The sequence below is a fragment of the Streptomyces sp. A0958 genome (assembly GCF_004795035.1).
In the GTDB taxonomy this organism is placed as follows: Bacteria; Actinomycetota; Actinomycetes; order Streptomycetales; family Streptomycetaceae; genus Streptomyces.
In genome coordinates, this window is record NZ_SSBK01000024.1 from 72,720 (window position 1) to 95,693 (window position 22,974).

Consider the following 22,974-nt stretch of genomic DNA (forward strand, 5'->3'; position numbering starts at 1 on the left):
GACCGGAGTCTGGGAAGATGGGGGCGACGATGACGTCGCCCCCAGGTCAGGGACCCAGCAACGCACACCCGCACATCCCAAGGAGCGGACAGATGCCCATCGCAACCCCCGAGGTCTACGCCGAGATGCTCGACCGGGCGAAGGCAGGCAAGTTCGCCTACCCGGCCATCAACGTGACGTCGACCCAGACCCTGCACGCTGCCCTGCGTGGCTTCGCGGAGGCCGAGAGCGACGGCATCGTTCAGATCTCGACCGGCGGCGCGGAGTTCCTGGGCGGCCAGTACAACAAGGACATGGTCACGGGCGCGGTCGCGCTGGCCGAGTTCGCGCACATCGTCGCCGCCAAGTACGACATCACCGTCGCGCTGCACACCGACCACTGCCCGAAGGACAAGCTGGACGGCTACGTCCGCCCGCTGCTCGACGTCTCCGCCGAGCGCGTCGCCAAGGGTCTCAACCCGCTGTTCCAGTCGCACATGTGGGACGGCTCGGCCGAGACGCTGGCCGACAACCTGGCCATCGGCCAGGAGCTGCTGGCCAAGGCCGCCGCCGCCAAGATCATCCTTGAGGTCGAGATCACCCCGACCGGCGGCGAGGAGGACGGCGTCACCCACGAGATCAACGACGAGCTCTACACGACCGTCGACGACGCGCTGCGCACCGCCGAGGCGCTCGGCCTGGGCGAGAAGGGCCGCTACCTGCTGGCCGCCTCCTTCGGCAACGTGCACGGCGTCTACAAGCCGGGCAACGTCGTCCTGCGTCCGGAGCTCCTCAAGGACCTCCAGGAAGGTGTCGGCGCCAAGTACGGCAAGACCTCCCCGTTCGACTTCGTCTTCCACGGCGGCTCCGGCTCCACCGCCGAGGAGATCTCCACCGCGCTGGAGAACGGCGTCGTGAAGATGAACCTCGACACCGACACCCAGTACGCCTTCACCCGCCCGATCGTGGACCACATGTTCAGCAACTACGACGGTGTGCTGAAGGTCGACGGCGAGGTCGGCAACAAGAAGGTCTACGACCCGCGCAGCTGGGGCAAGTCCGCCGAGGGCGGCATGGCCAAGCGCGTCACGGAGGCCTGCGCCAACCTGCGGTCCACCGGCACCAAGCTGAAGTAATTCCGTACGGATGTGTGGCGTGGGCCCGGCAACCCCCTCGGGGTGCCGGGCCCACGGCATGTCCGTGTCCGGCACGCACGATCCGAGGGAACAGCTGTGAGCACGTCCTACGACTTCGACACCGTCATCGACCGCCGCGGAACCTGGTGCGTCCAGTGGGACGGGGTCGCGGACCGGTTCGGGGTGGACGGGCTGCTGCCGTTCACCATCTCCGACATGGACTTCGAGACGGCCCCCGAGGTGCTGGCCGCCCTGCGGGCCCGGCTCGACCACGGCGTGTTCGGCTACACGGACTGGCGGCAGGACGACTTCCGGTCGGCCATCGCCCACTGGTACGCGACCCGGTACGGCACCACGATCGACACGGACCGGCTGGTGTACGCACCCTCCGTGCTCAGCCAGCTCTCCCAGCTGCTCCAGATGTGGACGGCCGAGGGGGACGGGGTGGTCCTGCACACCCCCACGTACGACGGTTTCCGCAAGGCGGTCACCGGGCTCGGGCGGGAGCTGCGGGGTGTGCCGCTGGGGGACACGGACGCGCTGGAGCGTGAGCTCGCGCGGCCGGACAGCACGGTCCTCGTGGTGTGCTCGCCGCACAACCCGTCGGGGCGGGTGTGGACGGAGGCCGAGCTCGCCGAGATGGCGGCGCTCGCCGCACGGCACGGGGTGGCCGTGATCAGCGACGAGATCCACGCGGACTTCGTGCACGACGGGCGGCCGCACGTGCCGTGGACCCGGGTGGGCGGTGACGGTCGCTGGGCGGTGATCACCTCGGCCTCGAAGGCGTTCAACTTCCCGGCGCTGACCGGCTCGTACGGCCTCATCGGGCGGCCGGAGGACCGGACGGAGTTCCTGCGCCGGATGGAGACGGCGGAGGGCCTGGCGTCCCCGGCGGTGCTCTCGCTGACCGCGCACATCGCCGCGTACCGGGAGGGCGGGGCGTGGCTGGACGCGGTACGCGCGTACGTCGCGGAGAATCTGGCTCTCGTCGCCGAGCGGCTGAACGGTGCGTTCCCCGCCCTGGAGTGGGAGCCTCCGCAGGCCGGGTACCTGGCCTGGATCGATCTGCGGCGCGCGGGAGTCGAGGACGACGAGGCGCTTCAGCGGGTGCTGATCGAACGCGAACGCGTCGCGGTGATGCCTGGGAGCACCTACGGGGCGGAGGGCTTCGTGCGGCTGAACGTGGGGTGCCCGCGGAGCAAGGTGGAGGCGGGGCTCGCGGCGCTGATCCGGGGCGTGGAGGCGGTGCGGGGCGCCGCGTAGCGGCGGTGTGGGCGCGGCTGCGGCCGGTTTCGGGGCTCTGCCCCGGACCCCGCTCCTCAATCGCCGGAGGGGCTTGAAGGGAAAGCCGCCGGAGGGCACAGCCGCCGGAGAGGCTCGAAGCGCGGGCTCGAAGCGCGGGCTCGAAGGGCGGGCTTGAAGGGCGGGCTCGAAGGGCGGGCTTGAAGGGCGGGCTTGAAGGGCGGGCTTGAAGGGCGGGCTTGAAGGGGCGCCGGGGCCAGGCACACTTGGATGCATGTCGATCCACGAGAACCTGCTCGGGGGCCCTCCCCCGACCCACCTGCCCGACGACCCGGAGCCGCGCGAACTGCTCGCCGCCGACACCGCGCCCGCCGACGTCGCCGCGAAGTACCCGACCTCCTCGCTGGCCTGGGCGCAGCTCGCCGACGAGGCGTTCGAGGGCGGCCGGGTCGTCGAGTCGTACGCCTACGCCCGCACCGGCTACCACCGCGGTCTCGACGCGCTGCGCCGGGCCGGCTGGAAGGGCCACGGCCCCGTACCGTTCGAGCACGAGCCGAACCGCGGCTTCCTGCGGGCCCTGCACGCCCTCGCGCGGGCCGCACAGGCGATCGGCGAGCAGGAGGAGTACGAGCGCTGCGCGACCTTCCTGCGCGACTCCTCGCCGACCGCCGCCGAAACCCTCGGCTGACCCGACCCCGTACCGCAGGCCCCGCGAGCGCGCACCCGCGCCCGCGGGGCCTGCGCGTCCCCGGGGGCGGCGTTTAGGATGCGGACAGGGGACCGGAGCTCCACCACCTCACGGAAGGGGCGGACCGCTACCCGGAAGCTCGTGTCGAGGAGACAGCGATGTCGTCGATTCACCCCGACCCCGAAGCCACCGGTGCGCAGACCCCGCACCTCGACTTCGCGGGAACGACTCCGTACGAGGACTACGTCCAGGCGGATGTCCTGACCCATCTCCAGCAGCTCCGCTCGGACGACCCCGGCGAGATGGTCTTCCTGGTCACCACCCAGGTCATGGAGCTGTGGTTCACCGTCATCGTCCACGAGTGGGAGACCGCCGCGCACGCGATGCGCGGGGACCGGCTCGACGTCGCGCAGGACGCGCTGAAGCGGTCCCTGCGCGAGCTGGAGGCGCTGAACGCCTCCTGGACGCCGCTCGCCCAGCTCACCCCCGCCCAGTTCAACTCCTACCGGTCCTCGCTCGGCGAGGGCTCCGGCTTCCAGTCGGCCATGTACCGGCGGATGGAGTTCCTGCTCGGCGACAAGTCCGCGTCCATGCTCGTGCCGCACCGGGGCGCGCCCCGCGTCCACGCGGAGCTGGAGAAGGCGCTCGGCGAGCCCGGTCTGTACGACGAGGCGCTCGCCCTGCTCGCCCGGCGCGGTCACGCGATCCCCGAGGCCGTGCTCGGCCGGGACCTGACCCGGAAGTACGAGCCGTCGCCCGAGGTCGAGGCCGTCTGGACCGCGATCTACGCCAACCCGGACCAGAACGACGAGCTGGTCCGCCTCGGCGAGGTGCTCACCGATGTGGGCGAGCTGGTGTGGCGATGGCGCAACGACCACCTCCTCGCGACCCGGCGGGCCATGGGCTCCAAGACCGGCACCGGCGGCTCGGCCGGGGTGGCCTGGCTGGAGAAGCGCGCCACGAAGAACGTGTTCCCCGAGCTCTGGACGGCCCGCAGCCATGTCTGACCTCCGGGAGCGCGCACAGGCGCTCGACACCGCCGACGCCCTGGCGCCGCTGCGCGAGCTGTTCACCCTCGACGACACCGTCTACCTGGACGGCAACTCGCTCGGCGCGCTGCCGCGCCACGTGCCCGCCCGGGTGCAGGAGGTCCTCACCCGCGAGTGGGGCGAGCTGCGCATCCGGTCCTGGAGCGAGAGCGGCTGGTGGACGGCGCCCGAGCGGATCGGTGACCGCATCGCCCCGATCGTCGGGGCCGCCGCGGGCCAGGTCGTCGTCGGCGACTCGACCAGCGTGAACGTCTTCAAGGCCCTCGTCGCCGCGACCCGGCTGGCACCCAAGGACCGCGACGAGATCCTGGTGGACGCGCACACCTTCCCCACCGACGGCTACATCGCGGCCTCGGCGGCCCGGATGACCGGGCACCGGATCGTCCCGGTCGCCCCCGCCGACGTCCCGGACGCGCTCGGTCCGCGTACCGCCGCCGTCCTGCTCAACCACGTCGACTACCGCTCGGGCCGGCTGCACGACCTGCCGGGGCTCACCGCCGCGGTACGGGCCGCCGGCGCGGTGGCCGTCTGGGACCTGTGCCACAGCGCGGGGGCTCTCCCGGTCGGTCTGGACGAGCACGGCGTGGACCTGGCGGTGGGCTGCACGTACAAGTACCTCAACGGCGGCCCCGGTTCGCCCGCGTACCTGTACGTCGCCGAGCGGCACCAGGCGGCCTTCGACTCGCCCCTGCCGGGGTGGACGTCGCACGCCGACCCGTTCGCGATGACGCCCGGCTACAGCCCGGCCGAGGGCGCCGTCCGGGGCCGGGTCGGCACCCCCGACATCCTGTCCATGCTGGCGCTGGAGGCCTCCCTCGACGTCTGGGACGGGGTCGGGATCGACGCGGTACGGGCCAAGTCCCTGGCGCTGACGGACTTCTTCCTGGAGTGCGTCGAGGCGTACGCCCCCGAGGGCCGGGTCACCTCGGTCACCCCGGCCGCCCACCGGGAGCGCGGCAGCCAGGTCGCGCTGCGGTGCGAGGACGCCGAGCCCGTGATGGCCGAGCTGATCGCACGCGGTGTCGTGGGCGACCTGCGCCGGCCCGATGTGCTGCGGTTCGGTTTCACACCGCTGTACGTGGGGTTCGCCGACGCGGAACGCGCGGCGCGGGTGCTTGCGGAGGTTCTGGGCGCCCCGGCGGCGTAGGCTGCCGCATCCGTCCGGTGACCGGCTCGCCCCGGTCGCCGGACGGCGTCGCGCCCGATTCGGCACGGGTCGCGGAGGGGGTAACGGACGGCGTCGCGCCCGATTCGGCACGGGTCGCGGAGGGGGTAACGGAGGGCGCGCGGAGGCGTCCGTCCCGCTTCGTACACGGTGGTCCCCGGCGTCGATTCCCGGTGGGCGTGCCGGACTCCCGTACTGGTACCGTCCCCGCAGGTCAGGCCAGTTGGCCGGGTGACAGTGAGGGTGGGAGCAGCATGTCGGATTCTGCCGAGCGCGACCGGGACGCCGCCGAGACCGAGTCGGCGTTCTCGCATCCGTCCGTCGCCCCCGACGCGTCCGCCGCCTACGGCAGCCACCCGGACCAGGTCATCGACTTCTACGCCCCGCGCGAGGGGCGCACCGGCGCGCCCGTCGTGGTCGTCCTGCACGGCGGCGCATGGCGTGGCCCGTACGACCGGGCCCATATGTCGCCGTTCGCGGACTTCCTGGCCCGGCGCGGGTTCGCCGTCGCCAGTGTCGAGTACCGGCGCGGCAGCGAGCTTCCGCAGCAGCGCGGCTCCGGCCCGGTCGCGGGCCGCTGGCCGGAGACCTTCGACGACGTGGCCGCCGCGATGGACGCGCTGCCGGAGCTGTTGGCGCGGGAGCTGCCCGCGGCCGACGGCCGCCGGATCGTCGTCACCGGGCACTCCGCGGGCGGGCATCTGGCCTTGTGGGCCGCCGCCCGGCACGTCCTGCCGGAGGGCTCGCCGTGGCGGCTGCCGAGGCCGCCCGCGCTGCGGGGTGTGGTGGCGCTCGCGCCGATCGCGGACTTCGCCTCCGCGGTCGCGCTCGACGTGTGCTCGGGAGCGATCGGGCAGCTCCTGGGGCCGGCGGAGGACTTCGCCGAGCGGAGCGCGTACGCCGACCCGGCCCGGCTCCTGCCCACCGGGATCGCGACGGTCGTGGTGCAGGGGACCGCGGACCTAACGGTTCCGGCGGCCGTCTCCGAGGCGTTCGTGGACGCGGCGGCGAAGGAGGGCGAGACGGTGGGGCTGACGCTGCTGCCGGACGTCGGGCACTTCCCGCTGGTCGACCCGGCCGCCGACGCCTGCGCGGTGGTCGCCGAGGAGATCGCCCAGCTCGCCTGGTAGGTCTGCGCGGTGGTCGCGTAGTACTTGCGACGGACGGGCGGGAATCCGCATCACTGCTGACGACCCGGCCCGCCGCCCCGCCTACCGTGGAGGCGTGACCGAGACCAAGACCAGAAGCCCGGAGCTCCGGATCGCCGCCGGCGCCATCGGCGATATGCGGCAGGATCTCTTCCAGGACCCGTTCGCCTACCGGCCGATGGCGCCGATGCGCACCGACGGGCCGTTGACCAGGCGGTTGCCGGAGCGGATCGGGGCCGGTTTCGCCTGGGCCCCGCACGCGCTGGTGCTGTTCGCCGCGCTGATCACCTTCCTGGCCGGATTCGCCGCCACCGGCAACGCCGGCGTCCTGCTGGCCGGGCTGCTTCCCGCCGCCTGTGTGGCGATGACCCTGATCAGGCCGGTCGGGGCGTTCTGGGTATCGATGGCGCTGACACCGGTGACCGTGATCGTGCAAGGCAGCAACGAACCGTGGGGGCCGAGCCTCTTCTTCTCCCACCTGGTGGTGCTGACCGTCGTCGCGGCCAGGACCCGGCCGCGCACCGCCGCCCGGATGTGGGTGCTCACGCTGCTGCTGGGCCTCCTCGTCGAGGGCGTCGCCGGTGCGGGCGGCGGGGCGGCCACCGCGGCCATGGCGGTGGCCTCGGCGTTCGCGCTGCTCCTGGTGAGCCTGGTGCAGATCCGGCGGGAGGCGCAGCGCGAGGTCACCGTGCAGCGCACCGTGACCGCCGTCGAGCGCGACCGGCGCACGCTGCTGGAGGAGCGCACCACGATCGCCCGCGAACTGCACGACGTGGTCGCCCACCACATGTCGGTCGTCGCGATCCAGGCCGAGGCCGCCCCGTACCGGGTGGAGAACCCGCCGCCGGAGCTGGAGCAGGCCTTCGTCACGATCCGGGAGAACGCCGTCGCCGCCCTCACCGAACTGCGCCGGGTCCTCGGCGTCGTACGGGCCGACGACTACGAGGCGCCGGACGCCCCGCAGCCCACCCTGGCCGACCTCGACAGGCTGCTCGCCAACGTGGGGGAAGCGGGCCTGGAGACGGAGAAGGCGGTGACCGGCGCGGTGCGCGAACTGCCCCAGGGCGTCGAGCTGTCGGCGTACCGGATCATTCAGGAAGCGCTCAGCAACAGCCTGCGGCACGCGCCGGGCGCCACCGCCAGGGTCGAGATCGGCTACGTCCTGGGCGGGCTCGGGCTGCGCGTCGTCAACGGGCCGCCGACCGGTCCGGTGAAGCCGTCACCGGGGGCCGGGCACGGGATCACCGGGATGCGGGAGCGGGTCGCGATGCTGAACGGCGAGATGACCGCCGAGGCCACCGCGGAAGGCGGCTACGAGGTCACGGCCTTCATCCCCGCCCAGCCGACCGCCTCCGGGGCCTCCGGCACCTCCGGTACCCCCGTGGAGCAGGTGTGACCACCTCGCCCGCCGCCCCGATCCGGGTCCTGATCGTGGACGACCAGATGATGGTCCGCGAGGGCTTCTCGGTCCTGCTCAACGCCATGCCGGGCATCGAGGTCGTCGGCGAGGCGGTCAACGGACGCGAGGCGGTCTCCCAGGTCGCCGCGCTCAGGCCCGACGTGGTGCTGATGGACATCCGCATGCCGGAGCTCAACGGGATCGAGGCCACCCGCGAGATCGTCGCCGCCGACGCGGACGCGAAGGTACTGGTGCTGACCACCTTCGACCTCGACGAGTACGTCTACCAGGCCCTGCGCGCCGGTGCCTCCGGCTTCCTCCTCAAGGACGCCTCGGCCCGCCAACTCGCCGACGGCGTCCGCGTGGTCGCCTCCGGCGAGGCACTGCTCGCGCCCACGGTCACCCGGCGCCTGATCACCGAGTTCTCCAAGCTGGCGTCGTCCCCGCGGCCCCCGGCCCTGGCCCGGATCGGCGACCTCACCGAACGCGAGACGGAGGTGCTCGTCCTCATCGCGCAGGGCCTGTCGAACGCGGAGATCGCCGGGCACCTGGTGGTCGCCGAGTCCACGATCAAGACCCATGTGAGCCGCATCCTGGTCAAACTGGGCCTGCGCGACCGCACCCAGGCAGCGGTCTTCGCCTACGAGGCCCGCCTCGTCACCCCTTCCTGACCCCGGGCACCCGCACACGGCAGGGGCTGGCCCGGGTGCGGGTGGCCGGATAGCGTCGGTCCATGGAACAGCCCAGCGCCTCTCCCGCCCCGTTCGACCCCTGGTCGGCGGCGTTCGTCGCCGATCCGTACCCCGCCTACGCCGAGCTGCGGGCCACCGGCCGGGCGCACTACTTCGAGGCCACCGACCAGTGGCTCATTCCGCACTACGCCGACGTGTCCGCGCTGCTGCGCGACCGGCGGCTGGGGCGGACGTATCTGCACCGGTTCACACACGAGGAGTTCGGCCGGACGCCCCCGCCCCCCGAGCACGAGCCGTTCGAGACGCTCAACGGGCAGGGGCTGCTGGACCTCGAACCGCCGGACCACACCCGTATCCGGCGCCTGGTGTCCAAGGCGTTCACCCCGCGCACCGTCGAACAGCTCGTCCCGACCGTCCGGCGGCTGGCCGCCGGGCTCGTCGACGACTTCGTCGAGCAGGGCGGGGGCGACCTGCTCTCGGCCGTCGCCGAGCCGCTGCCCGTCGCCGTGATCGCCGAGATGCTGGGCATCCCGGAGTCCGACCGGGCGCCGCTGCGGCCCTGGTCGGCCGCGATCTGCGGGATGTTCGAGCTCAACCCCTCCGAGGAGACCGCCCGCGCCGCCGTCCGTGCCTCCCTGGAGTTCTCCGCGTACCTGCGCGAGCTGATCGCGGAGCGGCGTACGAACCCGGGCCCGGATCTGATCTCCGCGCTCGTCGCCGCCCATGACGAGGGCGAGCGGCTGACCGAGCAGGAGATGGTCTCCACCTGCGTCCTGCTGCTGAACGCCGGGCACGAGGCGACCGTCAACACCACGGTCAACGGCTGGTGGACGCTGCTGCGCCACCCCGAGCAGCTGGCCGCTCTGCGCGCCGACCACGGGCTGCTCCCGTCCGCCCTGGAGGAGCTGATGCGGTACGACACGCCCCTCCAGATGTTCGAGCGCTGGGTCCTGGACGACATCGAGATCGACGGAACGGTCATTCCGCGCGGCTCCGAGGTGGCCCTGCTCTTCGGCTCCGCCAACCGCGACCCGGCCCGCTTCACGGACCCGGACACGCTGGACCTCACCCGCCGCGACAACCCGCACATCACCTTCGGCGCCGGCATCCACTTCTGCCTGGGCGCCCCGCTGGCCCGCGTCGAGCTCGCCGCCTCCTTCGGCGAGCTGCTGCGCAAGGCGCCCGGCCTGCGGCTGGCCGCGGAACCGGAGTGGAACCCGGGCTACGTCATCAGGGGCGTGAAGGAGCTGCGCGTCGAGCTGTGAGGGCACGAGGCATCGACCTGTGGGGCCGGGCCACGGGGCGGCCGTGCGCCCGAAGCCCCGGCGCTGCCCGCGCCGGGGCGCTGCCCGCGCCGGGGCGCTGCCCGCCCCGGCGCGGGCAGCGCCGGGATGCCTACCGCGCCGGAAGCATCAGCCCCAGGCCCCCGCCCGCACCGTCCAGGTCCGCGTCCGCACCGGTCCGCCCACCTGTATGTCCGCCCGGTAGCGGAAGTCCGCCCCCGAGACCGTGACGGCCTTGGCCTCCGCGATGACCGGGGCGGTGTCCGGCGCGGCGATCGTCACCTCCGCCACGCCGTCGTCACCGGACCCGGAGGTCACCGTCACCGAGGCGACCGGGCGGTCCAGGTCGTTCAGCACGACACCGTCCGCCTCCACGCGGAGCCGGTGCGTCAGGGGCGCGTCGGGCGGCTCCGGAGGCGCGGGGCGCACGAGGGTGCGGACCAGGGAGCGGCAGCTGTCCCAGACGGCCGTGATGCCCGAGCGGCCGGTGCCCGTGCCCGGGGCGCCGTTCAGGGCAGGGATGCGCAGCGCCCCCAGGACCACGCCGTCGCTGTCGTCGACGAGCAGGTCCAGCCGGCGCACCGCCCCGTCCAGCGCCGTGCGCGCCGCAGCCACCGCGCCCGTCGGCACGCCGAGCGAATGCGCGAGTTCCAGGGCGGCCGAGGTGCCGACCGGTACCAGCGAGAGCGCGCTCATGGCCGGTTCCCGCTCCCGGTGCAGCAGGGACACCGCGCGCCGCAGCGCCCGGTCGTCGCCGATCACCACCGGCCGCCGGCCGCCCCGCCGGGACAGGGCCCGGGCGAACTCCCCGGGGCTGTCCGGGAGACAGATCTTGGCGTGCGAGCCCGCGCTCAGCACGTCCTTGGCGATGCGGACGGACTCGCCGTCCGTCCGGCGGGCGACCGGATCGATCACCACCAGCAGATGGGGCGCACCGTTACCGGGGGGCTGGGCAGCCGACACCTCGGTCCTTCCTCGGGTAGCATCTTGGTGCAAGAGCCCCTTGCGCTATTGCGCCAGGGGCTTCGTCTATTCCGGGGCACCCGGTTCGACGGTTCAGGCTGTGCCGTACAACGTCGTACGGCATGTACGGCGTTTTCGTACGCCCCCTGACCTTGGACATGCCCCGCCCGGAAGGGGTGTACGCCTGTGCCCGCACTTGTGCTGCTCGGTGCTCAGTGGGGTGACGAGGGCAAGGGAAAGGCCACCGACCTCCTCGGTGGATCCGTGGACTACGTGGTGCGCTACCAAGGCGGCAACAACGCCGGTCACACGGTCGTCGTCGGCGACCAGAAGTACGCACTGCATCTCCTCCCCTCCGGAATCCTGTCACCGGGATGTACCCCGGTCATCGGTAACGGTGTCGTCGTCGACCCGGCGGTCCTGCTCTCCGAGCTGAGTGGGCTGAACGACCGCGGCGTGGACACGTCGAAGCTGCTGATCAGCGGCAACGCCCATTTGATCACCCCGTACAACGTCACCGTCGACAAGGTGACGGAACGGTTCCTCGGGAAGCGCAAGATCGGCACGACCGGGCGCGGTATCGGCCCGACGTACGCCGACAAGATCAACCGGGTCGGCATCCGCGTCCAGGACCTCTACGACGAGTCGATCCTGGAGCAGAAGGTCGAGGCGGCCCTGGAGCAGAAGAACCAGCTTCTGGCCAAGGTCTTCAACCGGCGCGCCATCGAGGCCGGCAAGGTCGTCGAGGACATGCTCCAGTACGCGGAGCAGATCAAGCCCTACGTCGCCGACACGACGCTCGTCCTGAACGACGCCATCGACGCGGGCAAGGTCGTCCTCTTCGAGGGCGGTCAGGGCACGCTGCTCGACGTCGACCACGGCACGTACCCCTTCGTCACCTCGTCGAACCCGACCGCGGGCGGTGCCTGCACCGGTTCCGGTGTGGGCCCGACCAAGATCAGCCGGGTCATCGGCATCCTCAAGGCGTACACGACGCGCGTCGGCGCCGGCCCGTTCCCGACGGAGCTGCTGGACGAGGACGGCGAGGCGCTGCGCCGGATCGGTGGCGAGCGAGGTGTCACCACCGGCCGTGACCGCCGTTGCGGCTGGTTCGACGCGGTCATCGCGCGGTACGCGACCCGGGTCAACGGCCTCACCGACTTCTTCCTCACCAAGCTGGACGTGCTGACCGGCTGGGAGCAGATCCCGGTGTGCGTGGCATACGAGATCGACGGCAAGCGCGTCGAGGAGCTTCCGTACAGCCAGACCGACTTCCACCACGCGAAGCCGGTCTACGAGATGCTCCCGGGCTGGTCCGAGGACATCACCAAGGCGAAGACCTTCGCCGACCTGCCGAAGAACGCGCAGGCGTACGTGAAGGCGCTGGAGGAGATGTCCGGCGCCCCGATCTCCGCGATCGGCGTCGGCCCCGGCCGAACCGAGACCATCGAGATCAACTCGTTCCTGTAGGCACACGGGCGCGGAGGAGGGCCGGGGCGGAGGTCGCGCCCCGGCCCTCCGGCATGTCCGTGCGGGGGCGGCCGCTGCTGGTCTAGACCTTGACAGGTCCAGACCAGCAGCGGTTGGGTGTCGGGATGCCCGGACGGCCCGCCCCGCCAGGGTCTGTCCGGCGGATCTTCGTGGGCCCGCGAGCATTCGCCGGACACACCTTGGGTGCGCGGCGAGCCATGCCCGTCCTTGTCGAAGGAGTGAGCAGCGCTGAACCGCATCAAGAGCGTTCTGACCGTACTGAGCGCCGTCATCGCGACGGCGGCCTTCCTGCCCGGGGTCGCCACCGCCGCGCCGGCCGGCCCGGAAACCACCGGCTCCACCTCGTGCGCGCCCCTGTGGAGCTCCTCGACCGCCTACTCGGCGGGCGGCACGGTCTCGCACCACGGCCGCAACTGGACCGCGAAGTGGTGGACGCAGAACGAGAACCCGGGCGCCACCACCGTCTGGGCCGACGCGGGTGCCTGTACGGGTGGGGTCTCCGACTTCGTCATCAGTGAGGCGGAGTTCAACGAGATCTTCCCCGACCGCGACCCCTTCTACACGTACCAGGGCCTGATCGACGCGCTGCACGCGTACCCACGGTTCGCGAACACCGGTACCGAGCAGACCAGGAGCCGGGAGGCGGCGGCGTTCCTGACGCACGCCGACTTCGAATCGGTCGGCCTCCAGTACGTGAAGGAGATCAACGAGGCCAACTACTGGATCAAGTGCGACTACAGCCAGCCGTTCGGCTGCCCGGCGGGCCAGTCCGCGTACTACGGGCGCGGACCGATCATGTTCAGCTGGAACTTCAACTACAAGGCGGCGGGGGACGCGCTCGGCCTCGATCTGCTCAACGACCCCTGGCTGGTGGAGCGTGATCCGTCGGTCGCCTGGCAGACCGCGCTCTGGTACTGGAACACCCAGAACGGCCCCGGGACCATGACCTCGCACGAGGCGATGGTGGGCGGCGCCGGCTTCGGCGAGACGATCCGGTCGCTCAACGGATCGCTGGAGTGCAACGGCGGCAACCCCACCTCGGTGCAGGCGCGGGTCGCCAAGTACGAGCACATCACCGGTGTCATCGGGGTCAACCCCGGGACCGGGCTGACCTGCTGACGTCACATCGGTACCTCGGGGCCCACCGCGATCCCGCATCGCGGACGGGCCCCGAGGTTTTACCTTCGGAACCCCGTCAGTGTTGGTCTAGACCTTGACAGGTCCAGACCAAGCGCGCTTGAGTGACGGGAACCCCCCACAGCGGTGCACCGGGTCAGCGATGCGCCGCGCCGAAGGAGTGTGCAGATGTTCCGACGTGTCATGGGCCTGCTCGCCGCGCTGGGCGTGGTCGTCGCAGGGCTCGTCGTACTCCCCGCCACGACCGCGTCGGCCGCCGACTGCGCGGCCGCCTGGAACGCCTCGTCCGTCTACACGGGCGGCGGCTCCGCCTCGTACAACGGGCACAACTGGACCGCCAAGTGGTGGACGCAGAACGAGACCCCCGGCAGCTCCGACGTCTGGGCCGACCAGGGCGCCTGCGGAAGCGGCGGCGGCACGGACCCGGGCGACCCCGGCTCCTCCTCCGGCTTCGTCGTCAGTGAGGCCCAGTTCAACCAGATGTTCCCCGGCCGCAACTCCTTCTACACCTACAGCGGGCTGGTCGCCGCCCTGGACGCCTACCCGGGCTTCGCCAACACGGGCAGCGACACCGTCAAGAAGCAGGAGGCCGCGGCCTTCCTCGCCAACGTCAGCCACGAGACCGGCGGCCTCGTGTACATCGTCGAGCAGAACACCGCCAACTACCCGCACTACTGCGACAGCGGCCAGCCCTACGGCTGTCCGGCGGGCCAGGCCGCGTACTACGGGCGCGGCCCGATCCAGCTCAGCTGGAACTTCAACTACAAGGCCGCGGGCGACGCGCTCGGCATCGACCTGCTGGGCAACCCCTACCTGGTCGAGCAGGACGCCGCCGTGGCCTGGAAGACCGGCCTCTGGTACTGGAACACCCAGAACGGCCCCGGCACCATGACGGCCCACAACGCCATCGTGAACGGCGCGGGTTTCGGTGAGACGATCCGCTCCATCAACGGCTCGATCGAGTGCAACGGCGGCAACCCCGCCCAGGTCCAGAGCCGCATCGACAAGTACCAGGCGTTCGTGCAGATCCTCGGCGCCACGCCCGGCTCCAACCTCAGTTGCTGATCCACGAATTCACACGTGTGGGGGACGCCTCCGGCCGCGCGGCCGGAGGCGTCCCCCACCTCGTTGTCAGTGGTGGCCTCTAACGTCGAAATCGTCGGGACCGCAGGCGGTCGGCGCACGAGGGAGAGGCACCACGATGGAGTTCCGGATCGAACGCGGCGAGCTGACGGACGCCGTCGCCTGGGCCGCTCGCGTGCTGCCCACCAGATCGCCCGTGCCCGTCCTGGGCGGTCTGCTGCTGGAGGCGGCGGACGGCAGGCTGAGCATCTCCGGCCTGGACTACGAGGCGTCCGCCCGTATCGAGGTGGCGGCGCGGACCGAACGGCCCGGGAAGGTCCTGGTCATGGGCCGCCGCCTGCTCGATGTGTGCAAGGTGCTGCCCGAGGGGGCGGTGGAGTGCGCGGTCGAGGGGTCGCGGTTCACGGTGACGGGCGGCGGCGCCGGATTCGGCCTGTCGGTCCTGCCGTTGGACGACTACCCGGCGCTGCCGCCGCTGCCCGATGTCCTCGGCGCGGTGGACGGGCAGGAGTTCGCGGCGGCCGTCGCCGATGTGTCGGTTGCCGCAGGCCGGGACGACACCCTGCCCACACTCACCGGCATCAGGCTCGGGCTCGACGGCGAGCGGATGACCCTCGCGGCCACGGACCGCTACCGCTTCGCGGTCCGTAAGCTCGACTGGCTCCCCGCGGAGCGCGGCGTCACGGCCGACGTCGTCGTCTCGGCCCGCCGGCTCAGCGAGATCGCCCGCTCCGTCGGCGCCCGCCCCGGCCCGGTCCGCCTGGCCCTGGACAACGGCTCGGCGGGTTTCGAGCGGGAGGGCATGCGTACCACGGTCCGGCTGCTCGACGGCCGGCTCCCGCGCCACGACAAGCTGTTCGTGCTGAACGGCCCGGTCAGGGCGGTGACCGGGCGCGAGCCGCTGGTCGAGGCCGTGAAGCGGGTCGCGGTGGTGGCGGACGGGGACAGTCCGCTCCAGTTCGCCTTCGCCGCCGGCTCCGTTCTGCTCCAGGCGGGATACGAGGACGACGTGGCCTCCCAGCGCCTGCCCGCCGAGCTCGCGGGCGCCGACGAGATCACGGTGGCGTTCAACCCCTCGTACCTGACGGACGCGCTGGCCTCGTTCGACAGCCCGGTCGTCCGGTTCCAGCTCATGGGCCGGGGCCAGCGCGCCATGATCACCGGACACCGGGACCACGAGGACGCGGTGGCCGCGGCGGACGGGGCGGGGGACACGGCCCACCAGCACCTGCTCATGTCGGTCAAGCCGCTGGTCCAGTGAGGACGGACGCGGCGCCGGGCCCGCCGCCCGCCCGGCCCGGCCTTGGTCACGCGGCCGAGTGCGGTCCGTCAGCCGGACTTCGTGGCCCGCCGGCCGCCTGCCCCGGCTTCGGTCACGCGGCTGAGTGCGGTCCGTCAGCCGGACTTCGTGTACGTGAGCTTCTCGCCGCTGGATGTGTTCTCGCGGCTGAGCGTGCCGTCCGGGAGCAGGGTGAGGGTGGTCGGGCTGCCGGGGGTGCAGGACGCCATGGGCTCGCCCTCCGTCACGGTGGACGGACCGATCTCCACCGTCTCGCCCTCGGCGGCCTCGGCCGTCAGCGGCGCCTCGAAGACGCAGCGGTAGGTGCCGCCCGTGGCCAGCGGGCCCTCGGCGGTCAGGGTGAGGACGGTGTCGCCCACCTCGCCCTGCCGGATGACGAGTTCACGGGTGGAGTGGCCGGTGGCGTTGTCGATGCTGCCGGACCAGGACCCGAGGTAGCCCTCGGGGACGCCGCCCTCCTCGCCGTTCTGCCCGTCGTCGCTGGGCGAGGGGTCGGGGGAGCCGTCCGGGGAGGGGGAGCTGACGACGTCCTCGGTCGGGGACGGGCCGGTGGAGTGGGTGGGGTTTGCCGTGGGCGTCCCGCCCTTGTCGTTCATGAGCGCGTAGACGGAGCCCCCGGCCCCTATCGCGACCAGCACGGCGACGACGACCAGGGCGATGGTCGAACCGCGGCTGCGGCGGCCGGGTTCCGGAGCGGGGGCCGGGTGCGGGGCGCCGACCGGGTAGCCGGGACCGTACGGGGGAGTCGCGCCGAGACCGGGCTGCTGCGGGTACCCGTAGGGATAGCCCTGACCCGGGGCCGGCTGCTGCGGAGAGCCGTAGCCCGGGGCCGGGTTGGGCTGCTGGGGGTGGCCGTAGCCCGGGGCCTGGTGGGGCTGCTGGGGGTGGCCGTAGCCCGGGGCGGGCTGCGGCTGCTGGGGGTGGCCGTAGCCCGGGGCCTGGTGGGGCTGCTGGGGGTGGCCGTAGCCCGGGGCGGGCTGCGGCTGGGCCGGCTGGTGCGGGTAGCCATAGCCGGGGGCCGGCGTCATGGCCGGGGGCGGCCCGGTCGGTGGCGGAGCGGCGGGACCGGGTGCGGGTGCGGCGATCGCGGTGGGGAGCGCGTGGACGGACGCGGGCGGCGCCCCCGAGGGCTCGGCGGGCGGCACGGGAAGCACCGCGGTGGGCGACTCGGGCGGGGACCCGGGCGCGGGCTCGGGCGGGGTGCCGGCCGCCGCTCCGGCCGGGGCCGACTTGGTCAGGGGCACCGCGTCCTGCGGCCCGGCGGCCTGTGGCCCGGTGGCCTGTGGCCCGGCGTCTCGTGGCCCGGCGTCTCGTGGCACCGAGTCCTGCGGCCCCTCGGCCCGCGGCCCCGAGTCCCGCGGCCCCGAGTCCCGTGGCTCGACATCCTGTGGCCGCGCGTCCGCCGGCCCGCCGCTTCCCGGTCCCGCGTCCGCCGGCCCGCCGCTTCCCGGTCCCGCGTCCGCCGGCCCGCCGCTTCCCGGTCCCGCGTCGGCCAGCTCGCCGCTTCCCGGTCCCGCGCCGTCCGGTCCCGCGTCGGCCGGTCCCGCCCCGGCCGGGACCGCGTCCTCCGGGTCCTCCGAGTCGAGCAGTTCCACGGCGTGGCGGCCGAGTTGGGCGATGAGCGCGCCCGGCAGCCAGGGCTCCGCGCTGTTGTCGCCGTCCGCCAGCAGGGCAAGGATGTCGTCCGTGGAAGGCCGGGCCTCCGGGTCCTTGTGGAGGCAGCCCCGGATCAGGTCGTCGAGGCCGGCCGTCACCCCGGTCAGGTCGGGGTCTTCCTGCGCGATGCGGAACAGCAGGGCGTGCATCTCGTTGGCAGCCGCGCCGAAGGGAAGCCGCCCGGTCGAGGCGTACGTCAGCACCGAGCCCAGGCAGAACACGTCGCTCGCCGCGCTCACGCGCTCGCCCCGCACCTGCTCGGGCGACATGAAGCCGGGCGAGCCGACCAGTGCGCCGGTGCGGGTGAGACCGCCGTCGGTGACGGTGTCCAGGGCTCTGGCTATCCCGAAGTCGATGACGCGCGGACCGTCGATCGTGAGGAGGATGTTGGACGGTTTCAGGTCGCGGTGGATGAGGCCGGCCGTGTGGATGGCCTTCAGGGCGTGCGCGAGACCGGCGCCCAGGATGCGGACGGACCGTTCCGGCAGGGGGCCGTACGTGCCGGGGGCGGGCCCGGACGAGGTGCCCGGACGGCCCGAGACGGTGGCGTGGAGGGAGGGGCCCGCGACATAGCCGGTGGCGACCCACGGCACGTCGGCCTCGGTGTCGGCGTCCAGCACGGGCGCGGTCCAGGTCGAGCCCACCCGGCGTGCGGCCCGTACCTCCTGCCGGAACCGGTCGCGGAATTCCTGCTGGGCGGCGAGTTCCTCGCGTACGAGCTTGAGCGCGACCGTACGGCCGCGGTCGGAGCGGGCCAGATACACCTGGCCCATGCCGCCGGCGCCGAGGCGCCCCAGCAAGCGGTAGGCGCCGATGCGCTGTGGGTCGGTGGACCCGAGCTTCTCCATGGTGTGCGGCCTCCCCCGTACGACAACACGCCGGACGGGGACGAGAATAGCGGCGTGGTTCGCCGTGTCGCGGCCCCTCCGGGGCTCCGGGCCGGTCCGGCACCGGTCTAAGGTGACCCGGAACCGAACCGGGGAGGGGCGCCATGTGCGCGAGCGGAGCCGTCACGCGCAGCACCCTGCGGCAGCAGATCGCGGACGCGCTGCGTGACGAGGTGCTCGCCGGGCGTCTGCTGCCGGGGCGGGAGTTCACCGTCAAGCAGATCGCCGAGCAGTACGGGGTCTCCGCGACGCCCGTCCGCGAGGCGCTGTTCGACCTGTCGGCGCAGGGGCTCCTCGAATCCGACCAGCACCGCGGGTTCCGGGTGCACCAGTTCTCCGTCGCGGACTACCGGGCGATGGTGGGGGCCAGGGCCCTGGTCATGGACGCGGTCATCCGGGACGTCTTCCACGAGCCGGCCCCGGCGCAGCAGGCGGCCTACCGGGACGCGCTCGTCTCCGTACGCCGCCGTGCCGAGGAGGCGGCCCGCGCGGCGCGCTGCGGGGACCTGGACATCCTCATCGGCTACGACCTGCGCTTCTGGCGGGAGTTGGGCGGGCTCGTCGGCAACGCCTACATCAGCGACTTCCTGCACCGGCTGCGCGTCCAGGCATGGGTGTTCGCCGTGCCGTACCTGCGTGGTGACGCCGATGTACGGGACTGGCTGTGGAACGGCCACGCGGAGCTCGTCGCCGCGATCACGCACCGGGACCGCGAGGCCCTGCGCGCGGCGATCGGCGACTACAACAGCCATGCGCTGAGCTGGGCCGACCGGCTGGCCGATCCCCCGACCGCCCCGGGACGCCCCTGACCCCGGCCGGCCCCGCCCCGCCCCGCCGCCCACCGCGTACCTGGGGGCGGCCACTGTGCGTGGGGTGCCGCCCGCATTACGCTGTCCCGACCACCGCACGCCCCCGTTGGAGAGCGAGACTTCGTGGCCTGTGACCTGTGGCTGGTCCCCCTCGTCGATGTGCTGTGCCACAGCCCCGACAACCCCTTCGCCGAAGAGATAGCCGTCTACGACAAGGCCCTGGGCGAAGCGGGACTGCCGCCCGTCCCCGTCTACGCCTACATGCCGGGGCTGACCGGCGACGTGGCTCCGGTCGCGGGCTTCGACTACGACGCGCTGCACTTCCTGCGCCGCGCCTATCTGCTCCAGCTCAGCGGCCTCGCCGTCACCCCGGTCGACGCGCTGGGCGGGGACTACGAGCAGCTGCTGGAGATGTTCGAGCCGACGGCCCGGCAGTCGCACCTGGTGTGGCACTACGACCACGCGGGGGCGTACGTGCCCCTCGACTTCCCCGCCCCGGTCTCCACCGACGACCTCCTGGAGGCCGGCGGGCCGCTCGGCTCGGCGCACGGGCTGCTGCGGGAGCTGGAGTTCGTCGCCCCGGCCATCGGCATCGACCCGGCGAACCCGCCGGCCGCGCCGCTGCCGCCCGCCGCGCCCACCGAGCTGGACGAGCCGGCGAGCGTCCCGTACGACGACAACCCCTTCGCCCGGGAACGCCACGTCTGGCTCGGCCTGCACGCCGCGGTCACCCGCAGCCTCGCCCAGGGATCGATGATCGTCTTCAGCTGACGCGGCCCGGCGCCACCGCCGGGGCCCCCGTACTGCCCGGAACCGGTCAGCGCGGGGACTCCGGCGGCCGCTGCCGCGGCATGTTCGGCCGGCCCATCGACTGGAGCGGGAAGCGGCCGGGCGCCGTCCCCTGCTCCGGGCGCCCGCTCCCCGAACTGCCGGTGACCAGCGCCTGCATCCCCATCGGCGCGGGCCCGGCCCGGAACTCCACCATCCAGTCGGCGGTCTCCGAGCGCACGAGCTCCGTGATGTCCTCGGAGAAGCGCCGCAGCACCCCCAGGCACCGCTCGGTCGCCTCGCTCGCCGTGCCCTCGGTCGGGCCGAGCACCTCCCGTACGCACTCCGACGACCAGTCGAACCGGAGCACCTGGAGCCGCCGCTGCACCGCCTGCGCGGTCGCGAGATTCCTTATCCAGCCCGAGGTGAGGCCGAAGTACCGGTCGCACGCCATGCACGCGGCACCCAGCAGCAGCGACAGATACCCCCAGCCGGCCGCGTCGTGCAGCGCGCCCGCCAGGTCGAGCAGGGGCAGGGCGGCGCCCGCGACCACCCCGGCCGCGGTCCCCATCCGCAGCGCCCTGGCCGTGCGCCGCTTCCACAGCCGGTCGTTCAGATACCAGTCTGCGGTGCGCAGGGCGTCCGCCTCCGCCCACCGGTACAGCTCGTCCAGCCGCTGGGACGGTTCGCCCCAGTCGCCCAGCGGGAACGGCTCCCCGGTCAGGTCACGGCCTCGATCGCCGCGGCCCTCGGCGCCGGAGCCCGTACCGGAGGGAGCGGCCGCACCCGCCGGACCGGGCGTGCCGGACTTGCGGGGCGGCACTTCGGGCTGCATCTCCGGCTGACTCACCGGGGTACTCCTCTGCATGCTGCGTGGCGACGCGTGCTCTCGACCGCGTACTCGACGACGGGGCGGATCTCTGCTCCCCAGCTGCTCCATGCCCCTGGACGCGACGGGCAGTCCCCCATGCGTAACCATGCGTGACGGGAGGTGTGCGCGTGCGTTCCGGGACGCATGCCCTTCCTACCGCCGAATGGTGGGCCGCGGGGTCGGAATCGCGGTATTCCCGGGTGCGTACGGCCTCTGGTCAGGTATAGGAGTCCCGGCACGGCCCTCCCAATCTCACTCGAAAGAGTTGCTCGTCGGCGGGTGGGGCGCGCCGCCCGGCGACCACGTAGGCTCGGCGTACCGAAACCTTTGTCGTCGAAATGCCTGGAGTGACCGTGATTCCCGGTGGTGGTCAGCCCAATATGCAGCAGCTGCTGCAGCAGGCCCAGAAGATGCAGCAGGACCTTGCCCAGGCCCAGGAGGAGCTTGCCGGGACCGAGGTCGACGGCCAGGCCGGCGGCGGCCTGGTCAAGGCGACGGTCAACGGCTCGGGTGAGCTGCGCGGCCTGGTGATCGACCCGAAGGCGGTGGACCCGGAGGACACCGAAACCCTCGCGGACCTCGTCGTCGCGGCGGTCCAGGCGGCCAATGAGAACGCCCAGCAGCTCCAGCAGCAGAAGCTCGGCCCGCTGACCCAGGGCCTGGGCGGCGGCATGCCCGGCCTGCCGTTCTGACCGTCCGCATACCCAAGACCGTACGTACCCCCTACGGTACGTACCACGACTCAGCCGGCTCAGTGAGGAAGGCGTTCCGTTGTACGAAGGCGTGGTCCAGGACCTCATCGACGAACTGGGCAGGCTGCCCGGCGTCGGTCCCAAGAGCGCGCAGCGGATCGCCTTCCACATCCTGCAGGCGGAGCGCACGGATGTGCGGCGCCTGGCCCATGCCCTCCTGGAGGTCAAGGACAAGGTCCGCTTCTGTGCGGTCTGCGGCAATGTGGCACAGCAGGAGGAGTGCGGCATCTGCCGCGACCAGCGCCGCGACCGGTCGGTCATCTGTGTGGTCGAGGAGCCGAAGGACGTCGTCGCGATCGAGCGGACCCGTGAGTTCCGGGGCCGCTACCACGTGCTGGGCGGGGCGATCAGCCCCATCGAGGGCGTCGGTCCGGACGATCTGCGCATCCGCGAGCTGCTGGCCCGCCTCGCCGACGGCTCCATCACCGAACTGATCCTGGCGACCGACCCCAACCTGGAGGGCGAGGCCACCGCGACGTACCTGGCGCGAATGGTCAAACCGATGGGCCTGCGCGTCACCCGGCTGGCCAGCGGCCTGCCGGTGGGCGGCGATCTGGAGTACGCGGACGAGGTCACCCTCGGCCGCGCCTTCGAGGGGAGGCGACTGCTGGATGTGTGACGCCCGCGTTCCGCTTCCCGACTCTCACCACGGCTTTACGTTCAGCGCGGTTATCTTCTACTCACCGTCTCCGACCGTGCCCACGGGAGGTCTCCTCGATGTCTGACGTCACGTTGAACACCGTCACGCAGGACCCCGGCGACTTCGCGGTCCAGATCGCCGACCAGATCAAGACGTTCATCGTCGCGGTCACCGAGGTGTCCAGGGTCGAGGAGCCGGAGGAGGCCGTTCCGGTCCTGCTCCTCCAGGTCTCCCAGCTCCTGCTGGCCGGCGGCCGGCTCGGCGCGTACGAGGACATCGTCCCCGACGAGCGCTACGAGCCGGACCTGGGCGCCGAGCCGGACGCGGACGGCCTGCGCGAGCGCTTCGCGGCCCTGCTGGAGCCGATCGACGTCTACTCCGAGGTCTTCGACCCGTACGAGCCCCGCAAGGCCCCGGTCGCCGCCCGCATCTCCGACGACCTGGCCGACCTCGTCACCGACCTGCGCCACGGCCTGGCCCACTACGAGGAGGGCCGCACCACCGAGGCCCTGTGGTGGTGGCAGTTCTCCTACTTCTCCAACTGGGGCTCGACCGCCTCCGCCGCCCTCCGCGCCCTCCAGTCCCTCATCGCCCACATCCGCCTCAACCAGCCCCTCCAGGAGCTGGACGGCCTGGACACCGACCAGGACGCCGCCGACGACGAACTGGCCGAGGAGGCGGGCCGCGTCATGGTCGAGGAGATCGCGGGACCGCTGGGGCTGCGCCCGGTGAAGTAGCCGGGCGGCTCCCGCCCCTGGGTGTGGGCTGGGCCACATAGGGGAATGCGTACGGGTTCGGTGGGCAGCAGCGCGGTACGAGCGGTTCGGCGACACGCC

General features: G+C 72.6%; 21 protein-coding genes. 18 read left to right on the plus strand and 3 right to left on the minus strand.

Annotated elements, in window-relative coordinates:
- Positions 1-92: 92 nt before the first annotated feature.
- The 9 genes from fbaA to E6P78_RS22590 all read left to right on the plus strand — a co-directional run bounded on the left by fbaA (position 93) and on the right by E6P78_RS22590 (position 9,763).
- On the plus strand, positions 93-1,115 hold the full coding sequence (gene fbaA / locus E6P78_RS22550; RefSeq protein WP_136205445.1) for a class II fructose-bisphosphate aldolase: 1,023 nt from the start codon (positions 93-95) through the stop codon (positions 1,113-1,115).
- A gap of 96 nt (positions 1,116-1,211) precedes the next feature.
- Positions 1,212-2,378 carry a MalY/PatB family protein gene (locus tag E6P78_RS22555; RefSeq protein ID WP_136205446.1) on the plus strand — a complete coding sequence of 389 codons (1,167 nt, stop codon included), beginning with the start codon at positions 1,212-1,214 and terminating at the stop codon, positions 2,376-2,378.
- Positions 2,379-2,631: 253 nt separating this feature from the next.
- Positions 2,632-3,045, plus strand: coding sequence for a DUF3151 domain-containing protein (locus E6P78_RS22560; RefSeq protein ID WP_136205447.1), 414 nt, complete (start codon positions 2,632-2,634; stop codon positions 3,043-3,045).
- A 158-nt stretch (positions 3,046-3,203) separates the two neighbouring features.
- On the plus strand, positions 3,204-4,052 hold the full coding sequence (locus E6P78_RS22565; RefSeq protein ID WP_136205448.1) for a tryptophan 2,3-dioxygenase family protein: 849 nt from the start codon (positions 3,204-3,206) through the stop codon (positions 4,050-4,052).
- Positions 4,045-5,241, plus strand: coding sequence for a kynureninase (kynU, locus tag E6P78_RS22570; RefSeq protein WP_136205449.1), 1,197 nt, complete (start codon positions 4,045-4,047; stop codon positions 5,239-5,241). Before E6P78_RS22565 ends, kynU begins: the two co-directional genes overlap by 8 nt.
- A 272-nt stretch (positions 5,242-5,513) precedes the next feature.
- On the plus strand, positions 5,514-6,389 hold the full coding sequence (locus E6P78_RS22575; protein WP_136205450.1) for an alpha/beta hydrolase: 876 nt from the start codon (positions 5,514-5,516) through the stop codon (positions 6,387-6,389).
- Between the two features lie 94 nt (positions 6,390-6,483).
- On the plus strand, positions 6,484-7,803 hold the full coding sequence (locus tag E6P78_RS22580; protein WP_136205451.1) for a histidine kinase: 1,320 nt from the start codon (positions 6,484-6,486) through the stop codon (positions 7,801-7,803).
- Positions 7,800-8,477 carry a response regulator transcription factor gene (locus E6P78_RS22585; RefSeq protein WP_136205452.1) on the plus strand — a complete coding sequence of 226 codons (678 nt, stop codon included), beginning with the start codon at positions 7,800-7,802 and terminating at the stop codon, positions 8,475-8,477. Before E6P78_RS22580 ends, E6P78_RS22585 begins: the two co-directional genes overlap by 4 nt.
- A 62-nt stretch (positions 8,478-8,539) precedes the next feature.
- Positions 8,540-9,763: a cytochrome P450 gene (locus tag E6P78_RS22590; RefSeq protein ID WP_136205453.1), complete on the plus strand. Its 1,224-nt coding sequence runs from the start codon at positions 8,540-8,542 to the stop codon at positions 9,761-9,763.
- 147 nt (positions 9,764-9,910) lie between these two features.
- Here the strand turns inward: E6P78_RS22590 and E6P78_RS22595 are convergent, their stop codons facing one another.
- Complete coding sequence (locus E6P78_RS22595; RefSeq protein ID WP_136205454.1) at positions 9,911-10,744, minus strand: diacylglycerol kinase; 834 nt, start codon at positions 10,742-10,744, stop codon at positions 9,911-9,913.
- 186 nt (positions 10,745-10,930) lie between these two features.
- Here E6P78_RS22595 and E6P78_RS22600 point away from each other — a divergent pair, with 186 nt between their 5' ends.
- The 4 genes from E6P78_RS22600 (at position 10,931) to dnaN (ending at position 15,716) form a co-directional block, all read left to right on the plus strand.
- Entirely contained in the window at positions 10,931-12,214 is a 1,284-nt protein-coding gene (locus tag E6P78_RS22600) for an adenylosuccinate synthase (protein WP_136205455.1), read from the plus strand.
- A 309-nt stretch (positions 12,215-12,523) separates the two neighbouring features.
- The gene (locus E6P78_RS22605; protein WP_240799328.1) at positions 12,524-13,354 is read left to right on the plus strand and encodes a glycoside hydrolase family 19 protein; all 831 of its coding nucleotides are present in this window, start codon (positions 12,524-12,526) and stop codon (positions 13,352-13,354) included.
- 186 nt (positions 13,355-13,540) lie between these two features.
- A complete protein-coding gene (locus E6P78_RS22610; protein WP_136205457.1) occupies positions 13,541-14,437 on the plus strand; it encodes a glycoside hydrolase family 19 protein in 897 nt (298 codons plus the stop codon).
- Between the two features lie 136 nt (positions 14,438-14,573).
- Positions 14,574-15,716, plus strand: a complete 1,143-nt coding sequence (dnaN, locus tag E6P78_RS22615) for a DNA polymerase III subunit beta (protein WP_136205458.1) — start codon at positions 14,574-14,576, stop codon at positions 15,714-15,716.
- 134 nt (positions 15,717-15,850) lie between these two features.
- Here the strand turns inward: dnaN and E6P78_RS22620 are convergent, their stop codons facing one another.
- On the minus strand, positions 15,851-18,259 hold the full coding sequence (locus tag E6P78_RS22620; RefSeq protein ID WP_136205459.1) for a serine/threonine protein kinase: 2,409 nt from the start codon (positions 18,257-18,259) through the stop codon (positions 15,851-15,853).
- A 143-nt stretch (positions 18,260-18,402) separates the two neighbouring features.
- On the opposite strand from E6P78_RS22620, the gene E6P78_RS22625 reads away from it, so the two are divergent.
- Together E6P78_RS22625 and E6P78_RS22630 are read left to right on the plus strand one after the other, a co-directional pair.
- Positions 18,403-19,107, plus strand: coding sequence for a GntR family transcriptional regulator (locus E6P78_RS22625; protein ID WP_136205460.1), 705 nt, complete (start codon positions 18,403-18,405; stop codon positions 19,105-19,107).
- Positions 19,108-19,230: 123 nt separating this feature from the next.
- Positions 19,231-19,878: a hypothetical protein gene (locus E6P78_RS22630; RefSeq protein ID WP_136205461.1), complete on the plus strand. Its 648-nt coding sequence runs from the start codon at positions 19,231-19,233 to the stop codon at positions 19,876-19,878.
- A 46-nt stretch (positions 19,879-19,924) separates the two neighbouring features.
- Here E6P78_RS22630 and E6P78_RS22635 read toward each other — a convergent pair whose 3' ends face one another.
- A complete protein-coding gene (locus tag E6P78_RS22635) occupies positions 19,925-20,725 on the minus strand; it encodes an SLATT domain-containing protein (RefSeq protein ID WP_240799323.1) in 801 nt (266 codons plus the stop codon).
- 374 nt (positions 20,726-21,099) lie between these two features.
- On the opposite strand from E6P78_RS22635, the gene E6P78_RS22640 reads away from it, so the two are divergent.
- From E6P78_RS22640 to E6P78_RS22650, 3 genes are all read left to right on the plus strand, one after another.
- A complete protein-coding gene (locus tag E6P78_RS22640; RefSeq protein WP_136205480.1) occupies positions 21,100-21,438 on the plus strand; it encodes a YbaB/EbfC family nucleoid-associated protein in 339 nt (112 codons plus the stop codon).
- Between the two features lie 79 nt (positions 21,439-21,517).
- The gene (gene recR / locus E6P78_RS22645; RefSeq protein WP_136205462.1) at positions 21,518-22,117 is read left to right on the plus strand and encodes a recombination mediator RecR; all 600 of its coding nucleotides are present in this window, start codon (positions 21,518-21,520) and stop codon (positions 22,115-22,117) included.
- A gap of 98 nt (positions 22,118-22,215) precedes the next feature.
- On the plus strand, positions 22,216-22,875 hold the full coding sequence (locus E6P78_RS22650; protein WP_136205463.1) for a DUF5063 domain-containing protein: 660 nt from the start codon (positions 22,216-22,218) through the stop codon (positions 22,873-22,875).
- Positions 22,876-22,974: the final 99 nt, after the last annotated feature.